The 17273-nt window shown below is 43.4% G+C and carries 11 protein-coding genes; 8 read left to right on the top strand and 3 right to left on the bottom strand.

Annotated features, from left to right (window positions below; translation table 11 throughout):
• Positions 1–95: 95 nt before the first annotated feature.
• Positions 96–3332 (top strand): T9SS type A sorting domain-containing protein, encoded by a 3237-nt coding sequence (locus BMY70_RS23255; protein ID WP_177197121.1) that lies wholly within the window; start codon positions 96–98, stop codon positions 3330–3332.
• 56 nt (positions 3333–3388) lie between these two features.
• Here BMY70_RS23255 and BMY70_RS23250 read toward each other — a convergent pair whose 3' ends face one another.
• Entirely contained in the window at positions 3389–4378 is a 990-nt protein-coding gene (locus BMY70_RS23250) for a zinc-binding dehydrogenase (RefSeq protein ID WP_090338762.1), read from the bottom strand.
• Between the two features lie 353 nt (positions 4379–4731).
• On the opposite strand from BMY70_RS23250, the gene BMY70_RS23245 reads away from it, so the two are divergent.
• From BMY70_RS23245 to BMY70_RS23230, 4 genes are read left to right on the top strand one after another with little or no spacing between them, the layout of a single operon-like run.
• Positions 4732–5934, top strand: a complete 1203-nt coding sequence (locus BMY70_RS23245) for a cystathionine gamma-synthase family protein (protein ID WP_090338759.1) — start codon at positions 4732–4734, stop codon at positions 5932–5934.
• Complete coding sequence (gene bla, locus BMY70_RS23240; RefSeq protein ID WP_090338757.1) at positions 5934–6980, top strand: class A beta-lactamase; 1047 nt, start codon at positions 5934–5936, stop codon at positions 6978–6980. The genes BMY70_RS23245 and bla overlap by 1 nt, the downstream gene beginning before the upstream one ends.
• Positions 6980–8470 (top strand): serine hydrolase, encoded by a 1491-nt coding sequence (locus BMY70_RS23235; protein ID WP_090338755.1) that lies wholly within the window; start codon positions 6980–6982, stop codon positions 8468–8470. Before bla ends, BMY70_RS23235 begins: the two co-directional genes overlap by 1 nt.
• A gap of 18 nt (positions 8471–8488) precedes the next feature.
• Entirely contained in the window at positions 8489–10588 is a 2100-nt protein-coding gene (locus tag BMY70_RS23230) for a S9 family peptidase (protein ID WP_090338753.1), read from the top strand.
• Between the two features lie 157 nt (positions 10589–10745).
• Here BMY70_RS23230 and BMY70_RS23225 read toward each other — a convergent pair whose 3' ends face one another.
• The gene (locus BMY70_RS23225; RefSeq protein ID WP_090338751.1) at positions 10746–11603 is read right to left on the bottom strand and encodes a polysaccharide deacetylase family protein; all 858 of its coding nucleotides are present in this window, start codon (positions 11601–11603) and stop codon (positions 10746–10748) included.
• A 123-nt stretch (positions 11604–11726) separates the two neighbouring features.
• On the opposite strand from BMY70_RS23225, the gene BMY70_RS23220 reads away from it, so the two are divergent.
• From BMY70_RS23220 to BMY70_RS23210, 3 genes are all read left to right on the top strand, one after another.
• Positions 11727–12410 (top strand): HAD family hydrolase, encoded by a 684-nt coding sequence (locus tag BMY70_RS23220; RefSeq protein ID WP_090338749.1) that lies wholly within the window; start codon positions 11727–11729, stop codon positions 12408–12410.
• A gap of 136 nt (positions 12411–12546) precedes the next feature.
• A complete protein-coding gene (locus BMY70_RS23215) occupies positions 12547–13374 on the top strand; it encodes a tetratricopeptide repeat protein (RefSeq protein ID WP_090338747.1) in 828 nt (275 codons plus the stop codon).
• Positions 13375–13400: 26 nt separating this feature from the next.
• Entirely contained in the window at positions 13401–14063 is a 663-nt protein-coding gene (locus BMY70_RS23210; protein WP_090338745.1) for a YiaD family glycine zipper/OmpA-like lipoprotein, read from the top strand.
• 78 nt (positions 14064–14141) lie between these two features.
• Here BMY70_RS23210 and BMY70_RS23205 read toward each other — a convergent pair whose 3' ends face one another.
• Positions 14142–17261 carry an efflux RND transporter permease subunit gene (locus BMY70_RS23205; protein WP_090338743.1) on the bottom strand — a complete coding sequence of 1040 codons (3120 nt, stop codon included), beginning with the start codon at positions 17259–17261 and terminating at the stop codon, positions 14142–14144.
• Positions 17262–17273 lie beyond the last annotated feature (12 nt).

Below are 17273 nucleotides of genomic sequence, written 5' to 3'. Positions count from 1 at the left end.
GTAACCTTTTGGAAACCTTATATTCGTCTTGCATTAGCTTAACTGACATAAAGGCTGAATGTTTAATCACTTATATAATTAATTACCCTACGTTAATGAAGAATCTTTTACTCTTGCTAAAAAAAAACTTACCCATTTTATTTATCCTGTTAAACGTTCAGTCATTGAACGCCCAGAACTGGGGCGAAGTTATAAAAATGGTAGCCTCCGACCGGGCTGATAAGATTACATCCGGGAGAACTGTTATAGACGAGTTTGGCAATTCGGTTGCTATCAGCGGAGATTATGCGGTAGTAGGAGCGCATTTTTCGGATAGAGATTCAACCGGAGAAAATTATGTTCGAGACGCAGGAGCTGCTTTTATTTTTCATAAAGTAGGAGACACCTGGCAGAAGATTAAAAAGTTAAGTCCCGGTAATCGTGTTTTCGATAGCTTTTTTGGTTCTTCTGTGGCCATAAACGGAGATTATATAGTCGTAGGCGCCCATGGGGAGACAGAGGGGCCATTCAACGGCTCAGGTGCCGTTTACATTTTTGAAAAGAATTCAGGAGGCTATGAAAATTGGGGAGAAGTAGAGCGGCTCGTAGCACCTGGGAGACATGAAGGATATGGTGATGGATTTGGCATTTCGGTATCGATAAGCAGTGATTATTTACTTATCGGTGCGCCAGGAGAAAATTACGATGGACAGGACCTAAATCCACTGAATGATTCCGGTGCTGCATATGTTTTTAAAAGGAACGTTGGAGGATACAATAATTGGGGTTTCCTCAAAAAGATCACTGCTCCCAATCGCCCGGAACAGGCATCGTTTGGATATTCTGTCTCCATAAGTAATGACTATTTCATTGTCGGTGCACCTTCTGAAAATATTGGCAGCGGCGGAAACATGAGCCAGGCTGGTGCTTGCTACATTTTTAACAGAAATTTAGGGGGAGAGGACAACTGGGGAGTGTTGAAAAAGTTAGAGCCCACTACGCGAGTGCCCGGAGCGTCTTTTGGCTTCTCGGTTTCTATGGATGGAAATTTTGCTATTGTCGGAGCATATAAAGAAAATATTTACAATAGTACAGGGGCATTGCTCATGGCAGGAGCCGCGTACATCTTCGAACGAAATTGGGGAGCAACCAATAACTGGGGCCAGGTCAGAAGACTCGGTCCCGAATATCCTGAGTATAATGAATTTGGACGCTTCGTTTCTATAAACGGACAAACGGCTGTTGTAGGAGCATTCTACGAGGAATTAGACAACAGCAGTCCAAAGGCTGGGTCCGCTTTCATTTTTGAGAAGGATCTTTATTCATATAACAATTGGGGGATTTTAAAAAAGATTACCAATCCAGTGAGAAGATCAGACGATAAATTTGGATCAGCTGTTGCAGTGGACGGCGAGAATATTATTGTTGGTGCAATTGGCGAAAGCAGAGATAGCGAAGATACGTTTTTTGTCAAATCTGCAGGTGCCGCCCATTTTTTTTCTAAAAATCACGGAGGCGTAAATAATTGGGGCCATATACAAAAAATTACAGCATCAACAGGCGCAAGGGCCTCAAAGTATGGAAGTTCGGTTTCTGTAAGCGGTAGTTTTGCGATAGTTGGTGCAGTGGGAGAAAGTAAAGATTCCACAGGCCAATTTATTAAAGATTACGCGGGTGCTGCCTACATTCTCTACGATGATTTTGGAAATTGGAGACAGGTTAAAAAAATTGTAGCTCCTGATCGGCAAAGCGTCGACAATTTTGGAGCGGCCGTTTCTATTAGTGGTAATTACGCCGTGGTAAGTTCAATATGGCAAAACAACGGTGAAGGCGCTGTGTATATTTTTAAAAAAGATCAAGGCGGGTTAGATAACTGGGGTTTTGTAAAAAAAGTAGTTGCATCTGTACCCACCCGCGATGACTGGTTTGGCTATTCAGTGGGGATTAGTGGAGACAATTTAGTTGTTGGTTCATTTGGAGACGATGAAGATGCGCAGGAGGGTAGCATATTAAATGCAGCAGGCTCTGCCTATTTGTTCAATAAAAACCAAGGAGGAGCAGATCAGTGGGGACTGGTAAAAAAATTAACTGCAAGCAGAAGAACAGCAAATGATATTTTTGGCTCAGTGGTTTCTATATCAGGTGATTATGTAATTGTCAGTTCACTCTCAAACAATACAGACGAAAGTGAATCAAACCCAGTCGAGGGTGCCGGTGCTGCATATATTTTTAAAAGAGATCTGGGTGGAGTTAATAACTGGGGAGAGCTCAAGAAACTCGTTGGAACGCAAAGAGCTCCCTTTGACCGGTACGGACGAGGGCTTTCGATCGAACGGGATTACATAATTGTTGGATCTTCGGGAACAACACCTGATTATAATGCTGCTGTTTACATATATAGCAAAAACACAGGTGGTGAAGACAATTGGGGATTAGAAAAAAAAATTGCAGGAGGCGGGCAGCGTTTTGATAAGGTTCGTCAACAAACAGTGACTGAAAATTTTGGTGGATCAGTTGCAATCGGAAATGGTTTTGCGGTCATCAGTTCCAATACTTTTATCCCGGATTATGCTAACAATTCAAATTTACCCGTTTCGAATGATTCATATGTGTTGAAGCAAAATCAGGGAGGTGCAAAAAATTGGGGAACTGTACAGATGATTGGATTTTACAATGCTAACTATGGTGTGCAAACCCTGCCGGTTTCAATGAGCAACCGGCATATTGTTATGGGAGCTAACATGGATAGCACTGATGGTTTTGGAGATAATACCATACCTAACGCCGGCGCTGTCCATATCTTTAAAAATTTTGAAAACCCTTTACCAGTTACCCTCACAATGTTCGAGGCGACAAAATCTGAAAACAGCGTTCTGCTGAACTGGTCAACGACATTCGAAACAAATTCAGATTTCTTCGAAATTCAGAGAAGCCGCGACGGCCGAAACTGGAGCATGATTGGAACGATTTTCGCGAGCCACGAAAGCGATAAAACAAAAACGTATTCCTTCGCAGATAAAAATCCATTTTACGGTGAGAATCTATATCGTCTGAAAATGGTAGACCAGGATGGCACTTTTACTTACAGCCGTATCAGAAGTTTAACTTTTGGTTCAGAAAGTCAGATTGCAGTTTATCCAAATCCTGTACAAGAGAGACTTTTCGTAAAATTGAAATCAGGTGAAATTGATTTTATTACAGTTACGAATTCGACTGGTCAGGTTGTTTCAAAATACAATAAAATGCCGGATGAAGGAATCAATCTGGACCATTTGACGATTGGCAACTATATTATCAACGTCATTAAAACTGACGGCACAGTAAGTTCGAAAAAAGTTGCTGTAGCCAGATAGAGAATTAATTATGAATAAAACCAAAGCGAATCCTGATGAAGGATACGCTTTGGTTTTTATATTCGTAAGATAATCTTTCCAAATTGTTCAGAATCTTCCATTCGTTTGAAGGCAGCTTGAATTTGATCCAGTTCATAAACGGAATCGATCAATGGCCGAAGTTTATGATAAAGAATATAATATAACATACTTCTAAATTCATCGTCGCTTCCCATTGTCGTTCCTACAATGGTGATCTGTTTTGAAAAAAGAAGTTTCGGATTAACCGCCGGAAATAAACCGGCAGTTCTTCCAAAATTGACAATCCTTCCACCGGATTTCACCAGATGCAGCAGTATTTCGAAACCTTCTCCGGCCGCTCCGTCAAGGATAAGGTCAAAGTTATCTGCCTGATCAGCCAGTTCATTCTTCCAGTTTTCATTTTTATAATTGACACCACCACTTGCTCCTGCCTGCCGCGCTCGTTTTATTTTGTCGTCCTTTCCGGAGGTTACATATACTTTCGCGTCCATTTTCAAAGCAAAAAACAGCGCCCAAAGCGCAACGCCCCCGCCAATCCCTGTGATCAGGATCTTGCTCTTTCTATTTAATTCTCCCTTAGTAAACAATGCTCTGTATGCCGTAAGGCCAGCAAGTGGTAACGCAGCAGCTTCTTCATAACTCAAGTGCGAGGGAATTTCATAGACATATTGTTCTTCGATGGCTACAAATTCTGCAAATGTACCATTGTGAGGATAACCCAGAATTTCAAAATCACTTCCGTAAACGCTTTTGCTGCTTCCCCAGTTTCGAGAAGGGTTTATAACTACTTTCTTGCCAAGCCAGGTTTTGTCACAATCAGCGCCAAGCTCAACGACGTCTCCGGCTGCCCCGGGAACAATTCGGAAATCACCATACTGTTTTTTTTCTTTCAATGTCCATAACTCATGATGGTTAAGGCTTGCTGCTTTGATCTTGATGAGAACTTCACCCCGTTTCGGTACGGGTATGGCGATTTGTTCGATGCGAATCGAAAAGTCGGATTGATCCAACACGGCTGCTTTCATACTGTTCAGGTTATATAGTGGTGTGGCGGGTAGTGTTGCCGAAGCACAGGGATCGGCGTTATTAAAGACTCCAAAGATGTTGAGCAGAATTACATAAAAATAAAAAGTAAACTGAAATTTTCCCAGTACACCTTAAATATTTAATTAAACGGTTATTCATTTAAACTTCTCCCAGAAATTTTTTTCTTTTCCAGTTTAAGGCGGTTATGGACCTGGATTTTTATTTACAGGCAAGCTCTCTGTTTTCTGGTTAACGGTTGTTTTTGCAAAGCATAGTTTCTAATTTAGGTTTGGTTCAGATTTTCATTATTGAACTTTCACAAATCCTAAATTTTCACTCTTTTCTTCTGTTAATGAATTCACCTGAAATACAAAAAGGTACAGCCGCCGTGTGGGCTGGCGAAACCGGACGTTTTTTAAATGGCGCAGTCACCGCGCCGATTGTAAATAGTGTTGCTTTTTCTTACGAAGATTTGGACGAGTGGCATGCAGTTGCTACCGGGCAGTCAGACGGGTATATCTATAGCCGTAACACAAATCCGACTGTCCATGTTCTTGAAGAAAAAATACGTATTCTGGAAAGTGCCGAAGCGGCAACTTCGTTTGCAACAGGCATGGGAGCGATCAGTAATACGCTGTTCGCTTTACTGGGACCCGGAAAGCGCGTCGTTTCAATCAAGGATACCTATGGGGGAGCCAGCAGGTTATTCCTTGATTTTCTTCCTGCCTACGGGATTGAAGTGATGCTTTGTGAGACGACCGATCATGTGGCAATAGAAGCTGAAATAGCGAAAGGCTGCGATCTGGTTTATCTGGAAACGCCTACCAATCCGACGCTGAAAATTGTCGATATAAAAAGGCTTTCAGGTGCCGCACGCAAGGTTGGCGCTGTGGTGGTAGTTGATAACACTTTTGCTACACCAATTAATCAAAATCCAATTTTACTGGGCGCTGATCTGGTTATTCACAGCGCGACAAAATTTCTTTGTGGTCATTCTGATGCGATGGGTGGCTTGCTTTGCGGGAAAGCAGACCTGGTTAAAAAGGTATTTTCTTTCCGTGAAATAAACGGGGCAAGTTTGCAGGCAGATCCGGCATACCTGATAGCCAGGGGAATGAAAACACTTGAACTTAGAATTGAACGCCAGAATGCTTCCGCATTAAGAATTGCCAGACATTTAAAAACGCATCCGGCGGTTGAAGATGTGTTTTATCCAGGCCTGGAAACCCATCCCGGACATGACATTGCCAAACAGCAGATGGCTGGCTTTGGGGGTGTTTTGAGTTTTGCTTTAAAAGGCGATTACGATACAGTAAGATCATTTCTGCCCAAACTTAAACTCGTGCATCTGGCGGCAAGTCTGGGTTCGGTAAGCACCCTGGCCGGACCTCCCCGAACCACAAGTCATGTGGAGCTCACCGAAGCACAGCGCGCTCAGTTGGGTATACCGGAAAGCTTGATCCGGTATTCAGTTGGTATTGAAAATGTAAATGATCTGATCGCTGATCTGGAACAGGCGCTATCCAGTTTGCAGACTGAAAATATAGCAGTATAATGAAAAGTCATATTATAAAAATCAGCAGGGTAATCTTCATTGCTGGATTGCTAGGTTGGAGTCAGTCGGGTTTCACACAGACAGTTAAACCCGTAGAGGAGATGAACAACCCCAGAGTGGAGAAAGAACTGGAGAGAATTTCTAAACTTGCGAAAGGAAAAGTTGGAATAAGTGCGGTGCATCTGGAATCAGGCAAACGGATCAGTATGAATCTGTATGAAAAATACCCCATGGCAAGTACTGTAAAAATTGCTATCGCTGTTCAGCTCCTGTCAAAAATCGAAAAAGGCGAACTTTCCCTGATGACTATGGTGGACTTGCAGCCCTCTGATCTTCATCCCGGAAGTGGAACATTGGATGTGCTTTTTGCAAAACCCGGCGTGCAGCTTTCTGTTCAAAATTTACTGGAACTGATGATGACTATCAGTGACAATTCTGCGACCGATATTTTGCTCAGACTTGCCGGGGGACAGAAAGCCGTCATGGAAAGGTTGAGAATTTTAGGAATTGACGGAATGTCTGTTGACCGGACCATTATCCAGTTAATAGCTGATTTGGAAGGCGTGACATTGCCTTCCGAAAATCTATGGGTACATGGATTTTATGATACGTTATGGAAAACGACCACGCCCGAATCAAGGTTGGCTGCCGAAATGAAACTGCGAACAGATCCGCGTGATACCTCAACTCCGGATGCTATGGTAAATTTGCTAACCCAGATTTATAATGGGAAAGCATTGAAACCGGAAAGCAGAGACCTTCTGCTGGCTGTGATGGAAAGATGCAAGGGAGGGTTGGCAAGATTGAAAGGTTATCTTCCCGCCGAGACTGTTGTTGCTCACAAAACAGGATCTCTTAATGCGACTGCTACCGACGATGTTGGCATCATCACACTGCCAGACGGAGCGGGTCACATTGCCATAGCGGTTTTCGTCGCTTCATCAGCTCAGCCACTTGCTGAACGGGAACAAACGATTGCTCACTTGACAAGGGCAGTGTATGACTACTTTTTGTTTCAAACGCCTGAAATAACCACTTCGCGCTGATGAAATCTTCTCTGTTATTGATTTTTATGCTAGCCGCCCTGACGTCATTCGGGCAGAAAAAAATTACTGCAAAGCAAATCCGGGAATTCGATCAGTATGTTGAAAAGGTACGCAACGAGTGGGAAGTTCCGGGACTTTCGATCGCGGTAGTTAAGGATAATCAGGTTATTTTTAAAAAAGGATATGGGGTAAGAGAATTGGGAAAGACAGAGCCGGTCACTACCCAAACGTTATTTGCCTGCGCCTCAACCACCAAAGCGATGACGGTTGCACTCCTGGGGATGCTCGTCGATGAGGGCAAAATAAAATGGAGCGATCCTGTGTCAAAATATCTTCCCGAGCTTCGACTCTATGACCCTTACGTCACTCAGGTGCTGACTGTCCGCGATCTTCTGATCCATGATACCGGTGTGGGGGGAACAGACTTCTTCACCGGCGCAATGAGTATTTCAGTAAATGAAATGTTCGAAAGGATGAAGCTTGTAAAACCATCGTACCCTTTTCGAAATGGATTTGTTTATCAGAATATCATGTATTCTGCGGCAGGACGAATCATTGAACGCTTAACAGGAAAGCTTTGGTCGGAAGTTATTCAGGAGCGGATTTTCGACAGGCTTGGCATGATAAAAACCGCACCTAAAAGAAAATTTATCCGAACTGAAAATGTGACCAGGCCGCACTTCAGAATCAAAGATACTATCCGGGTTATTGATTATGGTGCCGACAGTGAGATCGGGTCTGCGGGCGCCGTCTGGTCGTCGGCAGACGACATTAGTAAATGGGTTATCTGCATGCTGGATAGCAGTAAGTATGAAGGCGGACGGTTACTGAAACCGGAAACATGGATGGAAATATTTAAACCTCAGACCTTTTTTCCTGAAAGTGAATATCCAACCATGCAGCTGCTCAAACCTAATTGGAGGACCTATGGTCTGGGCTGGTATCAGCATGATTACAAAGGGAAGAAAATCAATTTTCATACAGGAAGTCTGGCGGGATTGACAGCGATCACAGGCCAGCTCCCGGACGAAAAACTGGGCGTTTTTATCTTCGGGAATTATGATCATGCAGAAGTTCGCCATGTTTTGCTTTATAAGACATTTGATTTTTTTGCACTTGGAGAAAACCGCGACTGGAATTCTGAGTTCAAAAAGTTATACGCAGATATCGCATTAAAAAGCAAGACTGAAAAGCAGGGTTTTGAATCAGCACGAGTTGTAGATACATCACCGACTTTGCCACTGGATCAATACGCAGGAGAATATTCGAGCGCGCTTTTCGGCGAAGCTGTTATTTCTGTAAATGGCAAAATATTGTCCGCTAATGTTAACAACGTCCTGAAGACAAAATTATCTCATTGGCATTATGACACATTCCGTGGTCCGTATGAAAAAGCCTGGCATGGCGATGCAACTGCGCAGTTTAAGCTGAATGTTTCGGGAAAAGTTGAGAGCCTTGTTATAGACGGGATGGAATTTATAAAGCAATAAACCTACAAACGACTTGTTATGAAAAAAGTACTCCTGTTACTGACTGTATTCCTGATGGACAGTCGCATTTCCCAGGCCCAGGGAAGCTTTACGATGGAAGATATTTTAAGTTATCCTCTGGCTTCGGAACTTACCTCCGCAGCCACTGGCTCACGTATCGCCTGGACTTACAATGATCAGGGTAAAAGAAATATTTATGTCGCCGAAGGACCAGAGTTCAAACCTCGAAAAGTTACAGGTTTTGATGAGGATACAGGCCAGCAATTATCCGGTATATCAATCTCTGCCGATGGGAAATGGGTTGTCTTTGTCCGTGGTGGAGAGCATAGTGGCAACCGGGATAACGGGGTTACAGTTAATCCCGCATCACTTTTAAATATGCCGAAGGTTGAGATCTTTTCGGTGCCTTTCAGCGGAGGGAAAGTAAAAGTTCTGGCAGAAGGTGATTATCCTGCTATTTCGCCAAGAAGCGATTTGGTCGCCTTTATCAAAGGTGGTCAGGTCTGGCAGGTTCATCCGGATGGTTCCTCTCCCGCCAAAGCTCTTTTTGAAGCAAAAGGAAGCAGCGGGTCACTTCAATGGTCGCCGGATGGATCCTCGCTTGCTTTTGTTTCCTCACGAGGAGATCATTCTTTTATTGGTGTTTATACAGAAAATAAAAATTCAATTCACTGGATTGCTCCGTCTATGGCAAAAGACGATTCACCTAGGTGGTCGCCCGATGGAAAAAATATCACCTTCATACGCCGCCCTGCCACGGGAGGGCTTCCGGATTCTATATTGCCAAGAAAGCATATGCCCTGGTCTATTTATGTCGGAAATTTTTCTGATGGAATGGCGAAAAAGATCTGGTCTGCGCCTAAAACGCTGCGTGGTTCTTATCCCACAACCGATGGAGGAGCTAATCTGATGTGGCCTTTGACGGGAACGATCAATTTTGTTTCCTATCAGGATGGCTGGCCGCACTTGTATTCGATCAAACCTAGTGGCGGGGAGCCGTTGCTGCTGACGCCGGGAAATTTTATGGTCGAATATATCGAAAAAAGTTATGATGGTAAGTGGCTGGTTTTTAGTGCGAACACGGGAGCGGATTCCAAAGATATTGACAGGAGGCATATTGCGCGAGTTCCGGTTGATCAGTCAAAAATGGAGATACTAACGCCAGGCGAAGGGATTGAGGCATTTCCGGTAATGACAGGCGACGGCTCTTCCGTTGCCATGATCAGTTCGGAGGCAACGTCGCCGCCGCAGGTGGCCGTGATGCCATTTAATACAAAGCAATCTGTTAAAATTCTGGATAAATCATTGGTCTCAGCCGCTTTTCCGGCTGGGAAGTTAGTGAAGCCGACACAGGTTACATTCAAAGCATCTGACGGAACGCTTGTTTATGCCCAGTTGTTTGAGCCGGCCGGCGGAAAGTCAGTTAATAAAAAACCGGCGATCGTTTTTGCTCACGGAGGTCCGCAGAGGCAGATGTTGCTCGGTTGGCACTATGGAGATTATTATGCCAACACATATGCCATTAATCAGTATTTAGCCAATCAGGGATTTTTAGTGCTTGCGGTGAATTACAGACTGGGCATTGGGTATGGATATGAATTTCATAAACCTGCGAATGCAGGAAGCAACGGCGGTTCGGAATATATGGATATTAAAGCAGCGGGAGAATGGCTTGCGAAAAGAGCAGATGTGGATTTTGACAAAATCGGGATTTACGGAGGTTCTTACGGCGGATATCTTACCGGACTTGCGCTCGGAAAAGATTCGAAATTGTTTGCCGCAGGCGTGGATGTTCATGGCGTGCATGACTGGGCATTTGTAAACGACGGCAACAAAACAGCCCCCGACGCCGCACTGGCTGCGAAAGTCGTTTATAAGTCGTCGCCCATTGCTTATGTTAACAGCTGGAAATCACCTGTACTTTTCATTCACGGCGATGATGACCGTAATGTGAATTTCTCGCAAAGCGTCGACCTTGCCAGAAGACTGGAACAAAAAGGTATTGTATTTGAACAGCTGATCATTCCTGATGATTCGCATCACTGGATGATGTTTTCCAATCAGCTAAAAATAGATAAGGCAATTGCAGAATTTCTTACAAGAAAGCTGATGAAATAGGAAGTGATCTGATAAAATGGCCGGCCTGGTCTGGTCGGCCACTTATTAAACTGTATTAAAATTCAATATGCGTTCTTATTTATCTATGGCTGACTTAAGATATCCGGTCGTATTTTAGGTTCATGAAAGTCCGATTGTCTTAGCATAGACTTTCTCTTCAGTGTTTTGAGTCGGTCAAATCATTATAACTTATAAGTTTTATTCCCTTTTCTTTAATCGCTGTTTTCACTTTATCGCTCGTAAATAAGTCTGTGACGCCCTGTCTGTCTTCTGCAACATTTTCATAGCCAATATGGGAAATCGCTTTAAGCTCCGCATCGTCAAGTCCGGGGTGGTCAACAAAAATGTAAGTTTTTCCCGCTTCCAGTTTTTCAAGCATTTTAATGAAACTGCTGATTTTATCTGCCGACGTTTTGCGGGCACCGTCGTAGGTTACGTAACCATCGATTTTTGGTTCCGGATGAACAGGAATTTTATATTCAGCAGCAAGTTTTCGGGTAAGCGCTTTCACATCCTCAGTAATTCCGGTGCATCCCATATGTGATGACAAATGGCTGATTCGGGGTATTTTCTTTAACGCCATTTCAATCTGGGCACGAAATTCCTTCTCGATATCGGCCAGCTGCCAGTCATTTTCAATAATTGATCTTTTCGGGTAATTTTTGTTTGGATAGATCATCGGTAGGAAATATCCATCCGTATCCTGCAAGCTCTTGCAGTCTGTCAGCGGACGCCATTTGACGTTATCCCATTCACTTGTAATCGCCAGATGTATCCCTACATCCGCCTGTGGATTGTCATTAAGCATTTTAACAGCCTCTGGAAACCATGGAGAAGGAACAATGACTTCAATAGAAGTTTGAATTCCCTGTTTGTGACATTTGATAAGTGCCAGGTTTCCTGAGTGAGAATAACCCATATCGTCGCCTCTGACAATCAGGCGTGGAGGATCTTTTTGTGCACTCGCAGCAGATGCGAACAATAAAAGCAGTATGAGGTAAAAGGATTTTTTCATGATTTTGTAAGATAACTTATTGACTTTGGAAAGTTACGATGGGTTGATTAAAAAGCAAGGACCGGACAGCGATCTTTGATCTGGAAAAATTCCTACTTTTGAGTCAATCAAAAAAAGAGAAATATGGATATTAAAGTGATTGCCTTCGATGCGGATGACACGCTGTGGGTAAATGAACCCTATTTCAGACGGACCGAAGAAGAGTTCTGCAATTTGTTAAGCGAGTATTTACAGCCGCATGCCTTGGAGCGCGAACTTCTGAAAATCGAGATAGGTAATCTGCCGCTCTATGGCTATGGTGTGAAAGGTTTTATGCTGTCGATGATTGAAACAGCTTTGAAGATCTCAGATAAAACGATCAGTCTGGACCATATAGAAAAAATCCTTGATTTGGGTAAAAATCTGCTCAATGAACCGATCGACCTTTTGGATGGTGTTGAGGAGGTTCTGGCTACCTTGAAAGACAAATATCGATTGGTTGTTGCAACGAAAGGCGACCTTCTGGATCAGGAACGAAAACTGAAGAAGTCAGGTTTGAGCCATTATTTCCATCATATCGAGATAATGTCCGAGAAGGATGTGGTAAACTACCGCAAGCTGATCAAGCATCTGGATATTCTCCCGGAAAATCTTCTGATGGTAGGTAACTCCCTGAAATCTGATATATTACCGGTATTAAATATTGGAGGACTTGGTGTTCACGTGCCATACCACATTACCTGGGTGCATGAACAGATTGATCACACCATAGAAAACGCCAATTTCAGGAGTGTGGAAAATATCAGAGAGATTTTAAATTTTCTTTGAATCACAAATTTTAAATATGCCGGCTTCTGAAATATCACTCAGGCACTCTATTTTTAGTGTATATACGACAAGCCAAAAACCCCGCTTATATGAAGTGGAAAGGTTGAGTGGTTAAGTAACTTATTTATTCATCAATATGACAACTAAAATAAAAACCTTTATTCTTTTTGCTGCGATGGCTCCATTATCCTCCCAGGCGCAGCAGCTGATCACGATGTCTAACAAATGTTTCAAGCAGGTTCAGGCGGGCAACAAGCAAAATGATCAGGGACAATATCAGGAAGCGTTGGATACGTTTACGAAAGTGTTGAAAGACTGCTCGGCCAAGGATGCAAAAGAAGAAGGAAATATTGGGCTTGCCATTGCCTCAAATGGATTAAAGCAATATGATAATGCTGTATCGTCAGCCAATAACGCGATCAAAGTCGGTAAGGAAAAGAATGTGATGGCTTATTATGCAAGAAGTTATGCCTACAACAAATTAGGCCGGACCGAAGATGCAAAGGCGGATATCGTAAAAATAACAGATCTGACAAAAAAGAATAAAGATATCAAGGCGCGTGCAAAGATGTATGCGCAGCTTTCACATTTGGATTTTCAGCTTAACATGCTGGCCGAAGCAGATACCAACTTGACAAAGGCGATTGAACTTGATCCCGAAAATCCCGCTTTCTTTATTCAAAAGGGGGATATGATGATCAAAATCAATAACTACGACGATGCATTTGTAGCTTACGACAAAGTGCTGGATCTGGGCAAAAATGATCTTGAAATTTATCAGATCAGAACAGAAGCAAGACTGAAACAAATGCAGCAGAAATATGTGACAACGGATATTAAAGAATTATCCAGACGAATGACAAAGCAGGAAAAAAGTATGGTTTGTGCCGATATGAAAAAAGCACTTGATCTGGGTTTGAGAAACTTGCAGCTCGACTTACTGGCCAGTACGATTTGTGAATAATTATTTTGAATTTAACTAAGAAGATTGTGAGAAGAAATAGCATAATAATACTAGCGTTTGCCTTTTTAATAGGCTGCAAGAGTTTAAATAATACGCAAAAAGGAACCGGAGTCGGTGTTGCCGGCGGTGCAGCTGCTGGTGCTGCGATCGGCGGGTTGACAGGCAAAAACAGTGCTATCGGGGCTTTGATCGGCGCGGCTGTTGGCGGATCGGCCGGTTATCTGATTGGCAGGCATATGGATAAGCAGGCGCAGGAGTTGAAACAGGCCATTCCCGATGCAACTGTCGAAAGGGTTGGGGAAGGAATCAACCTGACATTTAATTCAGGTTTGCTATTTAAAATTAACTCCGCAGATTTAAGTGAAGACGCAAAACAGGAGTTGAAAAAAGTAGGAGGGATTCTGGCTAAATATGAGGATACCCAAATTTTGCTGGAAGGCCATACAGACGATACAGGGTCTGATGATCTCAACATGAAACTTTCTGAACGCCGTGCCAAAGCGGTGTCATCCTATTTGGAAACAGAGAACATTCCTTCTTCGAGACTTAAAACAAAATGGTACGGGGAATCGCAGCCGAAATACCCGAATGACAGCGAAGAAAATCGTATAAAAAACCGTCGGGTTGAGTTGGCAATTTATGCGAACGATGATATGAAAAAAGATGCTGAAAAAGGGAATTTAAATTAATCATTCAATAAAAAGAAGGCCGCAAAGAATTTATCTCTGCGGCCTTCTTTTTGATTTTAATTTTTGGTTGACTTTATTTTAGTGCACATTCAATTCTTCAGCTTCCACCGACGCAGGCTTTTTCTTTTCAAAACGTGCTTTGATACGGTCAACAACCAAATAAGCAGAAGGAACAAGTAGAAGCGTCAGAACAAGTGAACTGGTCAGACCACCGATAATTACCCAGGCCATACCGTTTTTAGTTTCAGCTCCGGCGCCACTTGCCAGGGCAATAGGCAACATACCAAAGACCATTGCCAGTGTTGTCATCAAAATCGGACGAAGCCGTTCTTTCCCTGCTTCCACCAGTGCATCCACAACCTCGTGCCCTTGCTCTTTCAAGTGGTTTGTAAAATCAACGATCAGGATCGCATTTTTTGCGACAAGACCAAGAAGCATAATCATACCGACAATGGCGAAGACGGTCAAACTTTCCATTGATAATGCTAGTGCTAAAAGCGCACCTATTAGAGCAACAGGAATGGAAAAAAGCACCACAAACGGATAAACCACACTTTCATACAGACCGACCATAATGAAATACACCAGAAGTATCGCGATGACGAGCGCAAGTCCAAGGCTGCCGAAAGCATCTCCCTGTTGCTGTAGCTGGCCGAGATACTGAATGGAAATTCCATTTGGTAATTTAAGGTCTGCAACTTTCGCCTGAATGTCTGCACCCACCGTTCCTACGGGACGTCCAACCACCTGTGCGTTTACCGAAATGGATGAAAGTCTGTCGATACGTTGTAAAACACTTTCTCCAATCTGCTCTTCCACGGTTGCGAATTGGGATAACTGAAAAGACTGGCCCTGATTATTTACAAACGTTAACTGACTGATGTCCGAAGCATTTGTACGGTCAGACTGATCCAGGCTGACAAGAATGTCATACTCTTTTCCGTTCTGTTTGAATTTTGACCGGTCATCTCCTCGAAAACCGTTTTGCAGGGCCACACCAACTTCTGCGGCATTAATTCCTAACTGGGCCATACGCTCGCGGTCAAGATTCACCTTTACTTCTGGTTTCGGATCTTGTACTGAAAACTTGACATCCTGGGTTCCGGGCACAGATTCGGTCACCTGTTTTACCATGGTGGAGGCCTTACGGATCGAGTCCAGATTTGTTCCTTTCACCGCGATCTGGATAGGAGCTTCTGATGTTCCTACCAATCCTGTGGGGCTTACCGTTACTTTTGTTCCCGGGATTTTCGCAATTTCTTCTTTTACAATGACACTAAACTCTTCCGTTGACGCTTTTCGCTCTTTTTTGTCTATCAATTTTACATTCAAGGTCGATAAATTCCCGTTGGATGAAGATGTCAGATTATTACTGGAATAACCAATGTTACTGAAGACATTCGTTACTTCCGGATGTTTTAATAAAAGTTGTTCTGCCCGCTGAGCCACCTTATTACTTTCATAAATAGAGGCTGTTGGTGCCAGCTCGATCTGAACTGTAAATTCGCCCTGGTCGCTGGCTGGCATGAAAGCTGCACCAATAAATCCTGTCGGTACCAAAGCAATAGCCCCGATCAACAAAGCCAGAACGCCCAGGAACACATACCGTTTGCGGTTCAGGATTTTTACAAGTATTCTTCCATAAGCATTTTGCAGGCGTGTCAGAAAATTTTCAAAACCTAAGTTTAATCTTCCCCACAAAGATGTTTTACTTAATACTTCCAGTTTTCCAAAGCGCGAAACAAGCAAGGGTGTCAGGGTGAACGAAACAAACAAACTCATCAAAGTTGAAAATACCACCACAAGCGAGAACTCGCGAAGGATGTTACCGATCAAACCTCCCGTCATGGCAAGTGGCACAAAAACAACAACGTCCACAAGGGTTATCGCAAGGGCTGTAAAACCGATTTCGCTACGTCCGTCAAGTGCTGCCTGCCAGCGGCTTTTACCCATTTCCAGATGTCGGTTTATATTTTCTAAAACCACGATCGAGTCATCAACGAGGATTCCGACAACCAGGGAAAGTGCCATAAGTGTCATCAGATTCAACGAGAATCCAAGCAGGTACATCAAAATAAATGTCGGGATGATCGAAGAGGGCAGGGCCACAAGAACAAATAATGAAGATCGGAAACTGTGTAAAAACATAAGCATCACGACCGAAACGATAGCCACTGCAAGGAAAAGGTCAAACACTACGGCATCTGCCGAAGCCAGTGTATAAGTTGACTGATCTGCTGCGATGTTGAATTTCAACCCTGTCGATGCATATTGCTTTTCCAAAGCAACGATTTTTGCTTTCACCTGCTTGCTGACTTCTACTGCATTGGCGTCCGATTGTTTCAAAACCTGTAAACCAATCGAAGGCATTGCATTAATATGATTTATTGCAGTTGGTTTGGTCGTTGCGTCTACTACTTCTGCCACATCTTTCAACTGTACCTCGCCACCGTCAGCTGTTCTTGAAACAATTAAATTTCTGAAACCCTCGGTGTTTGCAACGGAAGCGTCGTACCGGATCGATAACTGTGAAGACCTGCTTTCCAGACTTCCTGCCGGATAGCTGGTATTGGCGTTGTTAATGGCCATTGCGATTTGTCCGATCGAAAGGTTATAAGCACGCAATTTCTGTGCATCTACATTGATCTGAATCTCACGCTCATTTCCTCCGATCAGGTCGATCCGACCCACCCCTGCGGCGTTCGAAAGCTGGGGTTTCAGCTCGTCATCAATCAAATCATAAAGTTTGGAAGGCGATATATTTGCCGTCACTCCCAGACGTAATACCGGAAGTTCGTCCGTAGAAAATTTATTAATCGTCGGACGATCCGCCTCGTCTGGCAGAAGATTAATGATTTGCTCCACTTTACGTTGGGCATCCTGCTGGGCCAGTGTAACATCAACACCGTTTTTCAGCTGAATTACCACAATGGAAGCGCCTTCCTGAGATGTGGAGTTGATACGATCCAGCCCCTCGATCGAAGCCAGTGCATCCTCGATTCTTTTTGTTACGTTTGTTTCAACTTCGTCGGCTGACGCGCCTCTGTAAGTTGTGGAAACACTAATCACATTTGCCTCAAACTTTGGCAAAAGGTTATAGGAAAGCTGTTGGTAACTGATCACACCGAAAAGAATTAATACAGTGAAAATCGTGGTAATCAACAGTGGTCTTTTAACTGATAATTCGGTTATAGACATAGTTGTATGTTT

Origin of the sequence: Dyadobacter koreensis (assembly GCF_900108855.1) — a bacterium.
In the GTDB taxonomy this organism is placed as follows: Bacteria; Bacteroidota; Bacteroidia; order Cytophagales; family Spirosomataceae; genus Dyadobacter; species Dyadobacter koreensis.
The sequence above is the reverse complement of the archived record's forward strand: the minus strand, read 5'-3'. Positions and strand labels throughout refer to the sequence as shown.

Excerpts from the sequence above, each read along its gene's own strand:
- bla (WP_090338757.1), top strand. The coding sequence starts at position 5,934 with ATGAAAAGTCATATTATAAAAATCAGCAGGGTAATCTTCATTGCTGGA.
- BMY70_RS23215 (WP_090338747.1), top strand. The coding sequence starts at position 12,547 with ATGACAACTAAAATAAAAACCTTTATTCTTTTTGCTGCGATGGCTCCA.
- BMY70_RS23230 (WP_090338753.1), top strand. The coding sequence starts at position 8,489 with ATGAAAAAAGTACTCCTGTTACTGACTGTATTCCTGATGGACAGTCGC.
- BMY70_RS23250 (WP_090338762.1), bottom strand. The coding sequence starts at position 4,378 with ATGAAAGCAGCCGTGTTGGATCAATCCGACTTTTCGATTCGCATCGAA.
- BMY70_RS23255 (WP_177197121.1), top strand. The coding sequence starts at position 96 with ATGAAGAATCTTTTACTCTTGCTAAAAAAAAACTTACCCATTTTATTT.
- BMY70_RS23220 (WP_090338749.1), top strand. The coding sequence starts at position 11,727 with ATGGATATTAAAGTGATTGCCTTCGATGCGGATGACACGCTGTGGGTA.
- BMY70_RS23205 (WP_090338743.1), bottom strand. The coding sequence starts at position 17,261 with ATGTCTATAACCGAATTATCAGTTAAAAGACCACTGTTGATTACCACG.
- BMY70_RS23245 (WP_090338759.1), top strand. The coding sequence starts at position 4,732 with ATGAATTCACCTGAAATACAAAAAGGTACAGCCGCCGTGTGGGCTGGC.
- BMY70_RS23225 (WP_090338751.1), bottom strand. The coding sequence starts at position 11,603 with ATGAAAAAATCCTTTTACCTCATACTGCTTTTATTGTTCGCATCTGCT.
- BMY70_RS23235 (WP_090338755.1), top strand. The coding sequence starts at position 6,980 with ATGAAATCTTCTCTGTTATTGATTTTTATGCTAGCCGCCCTGACGTCA.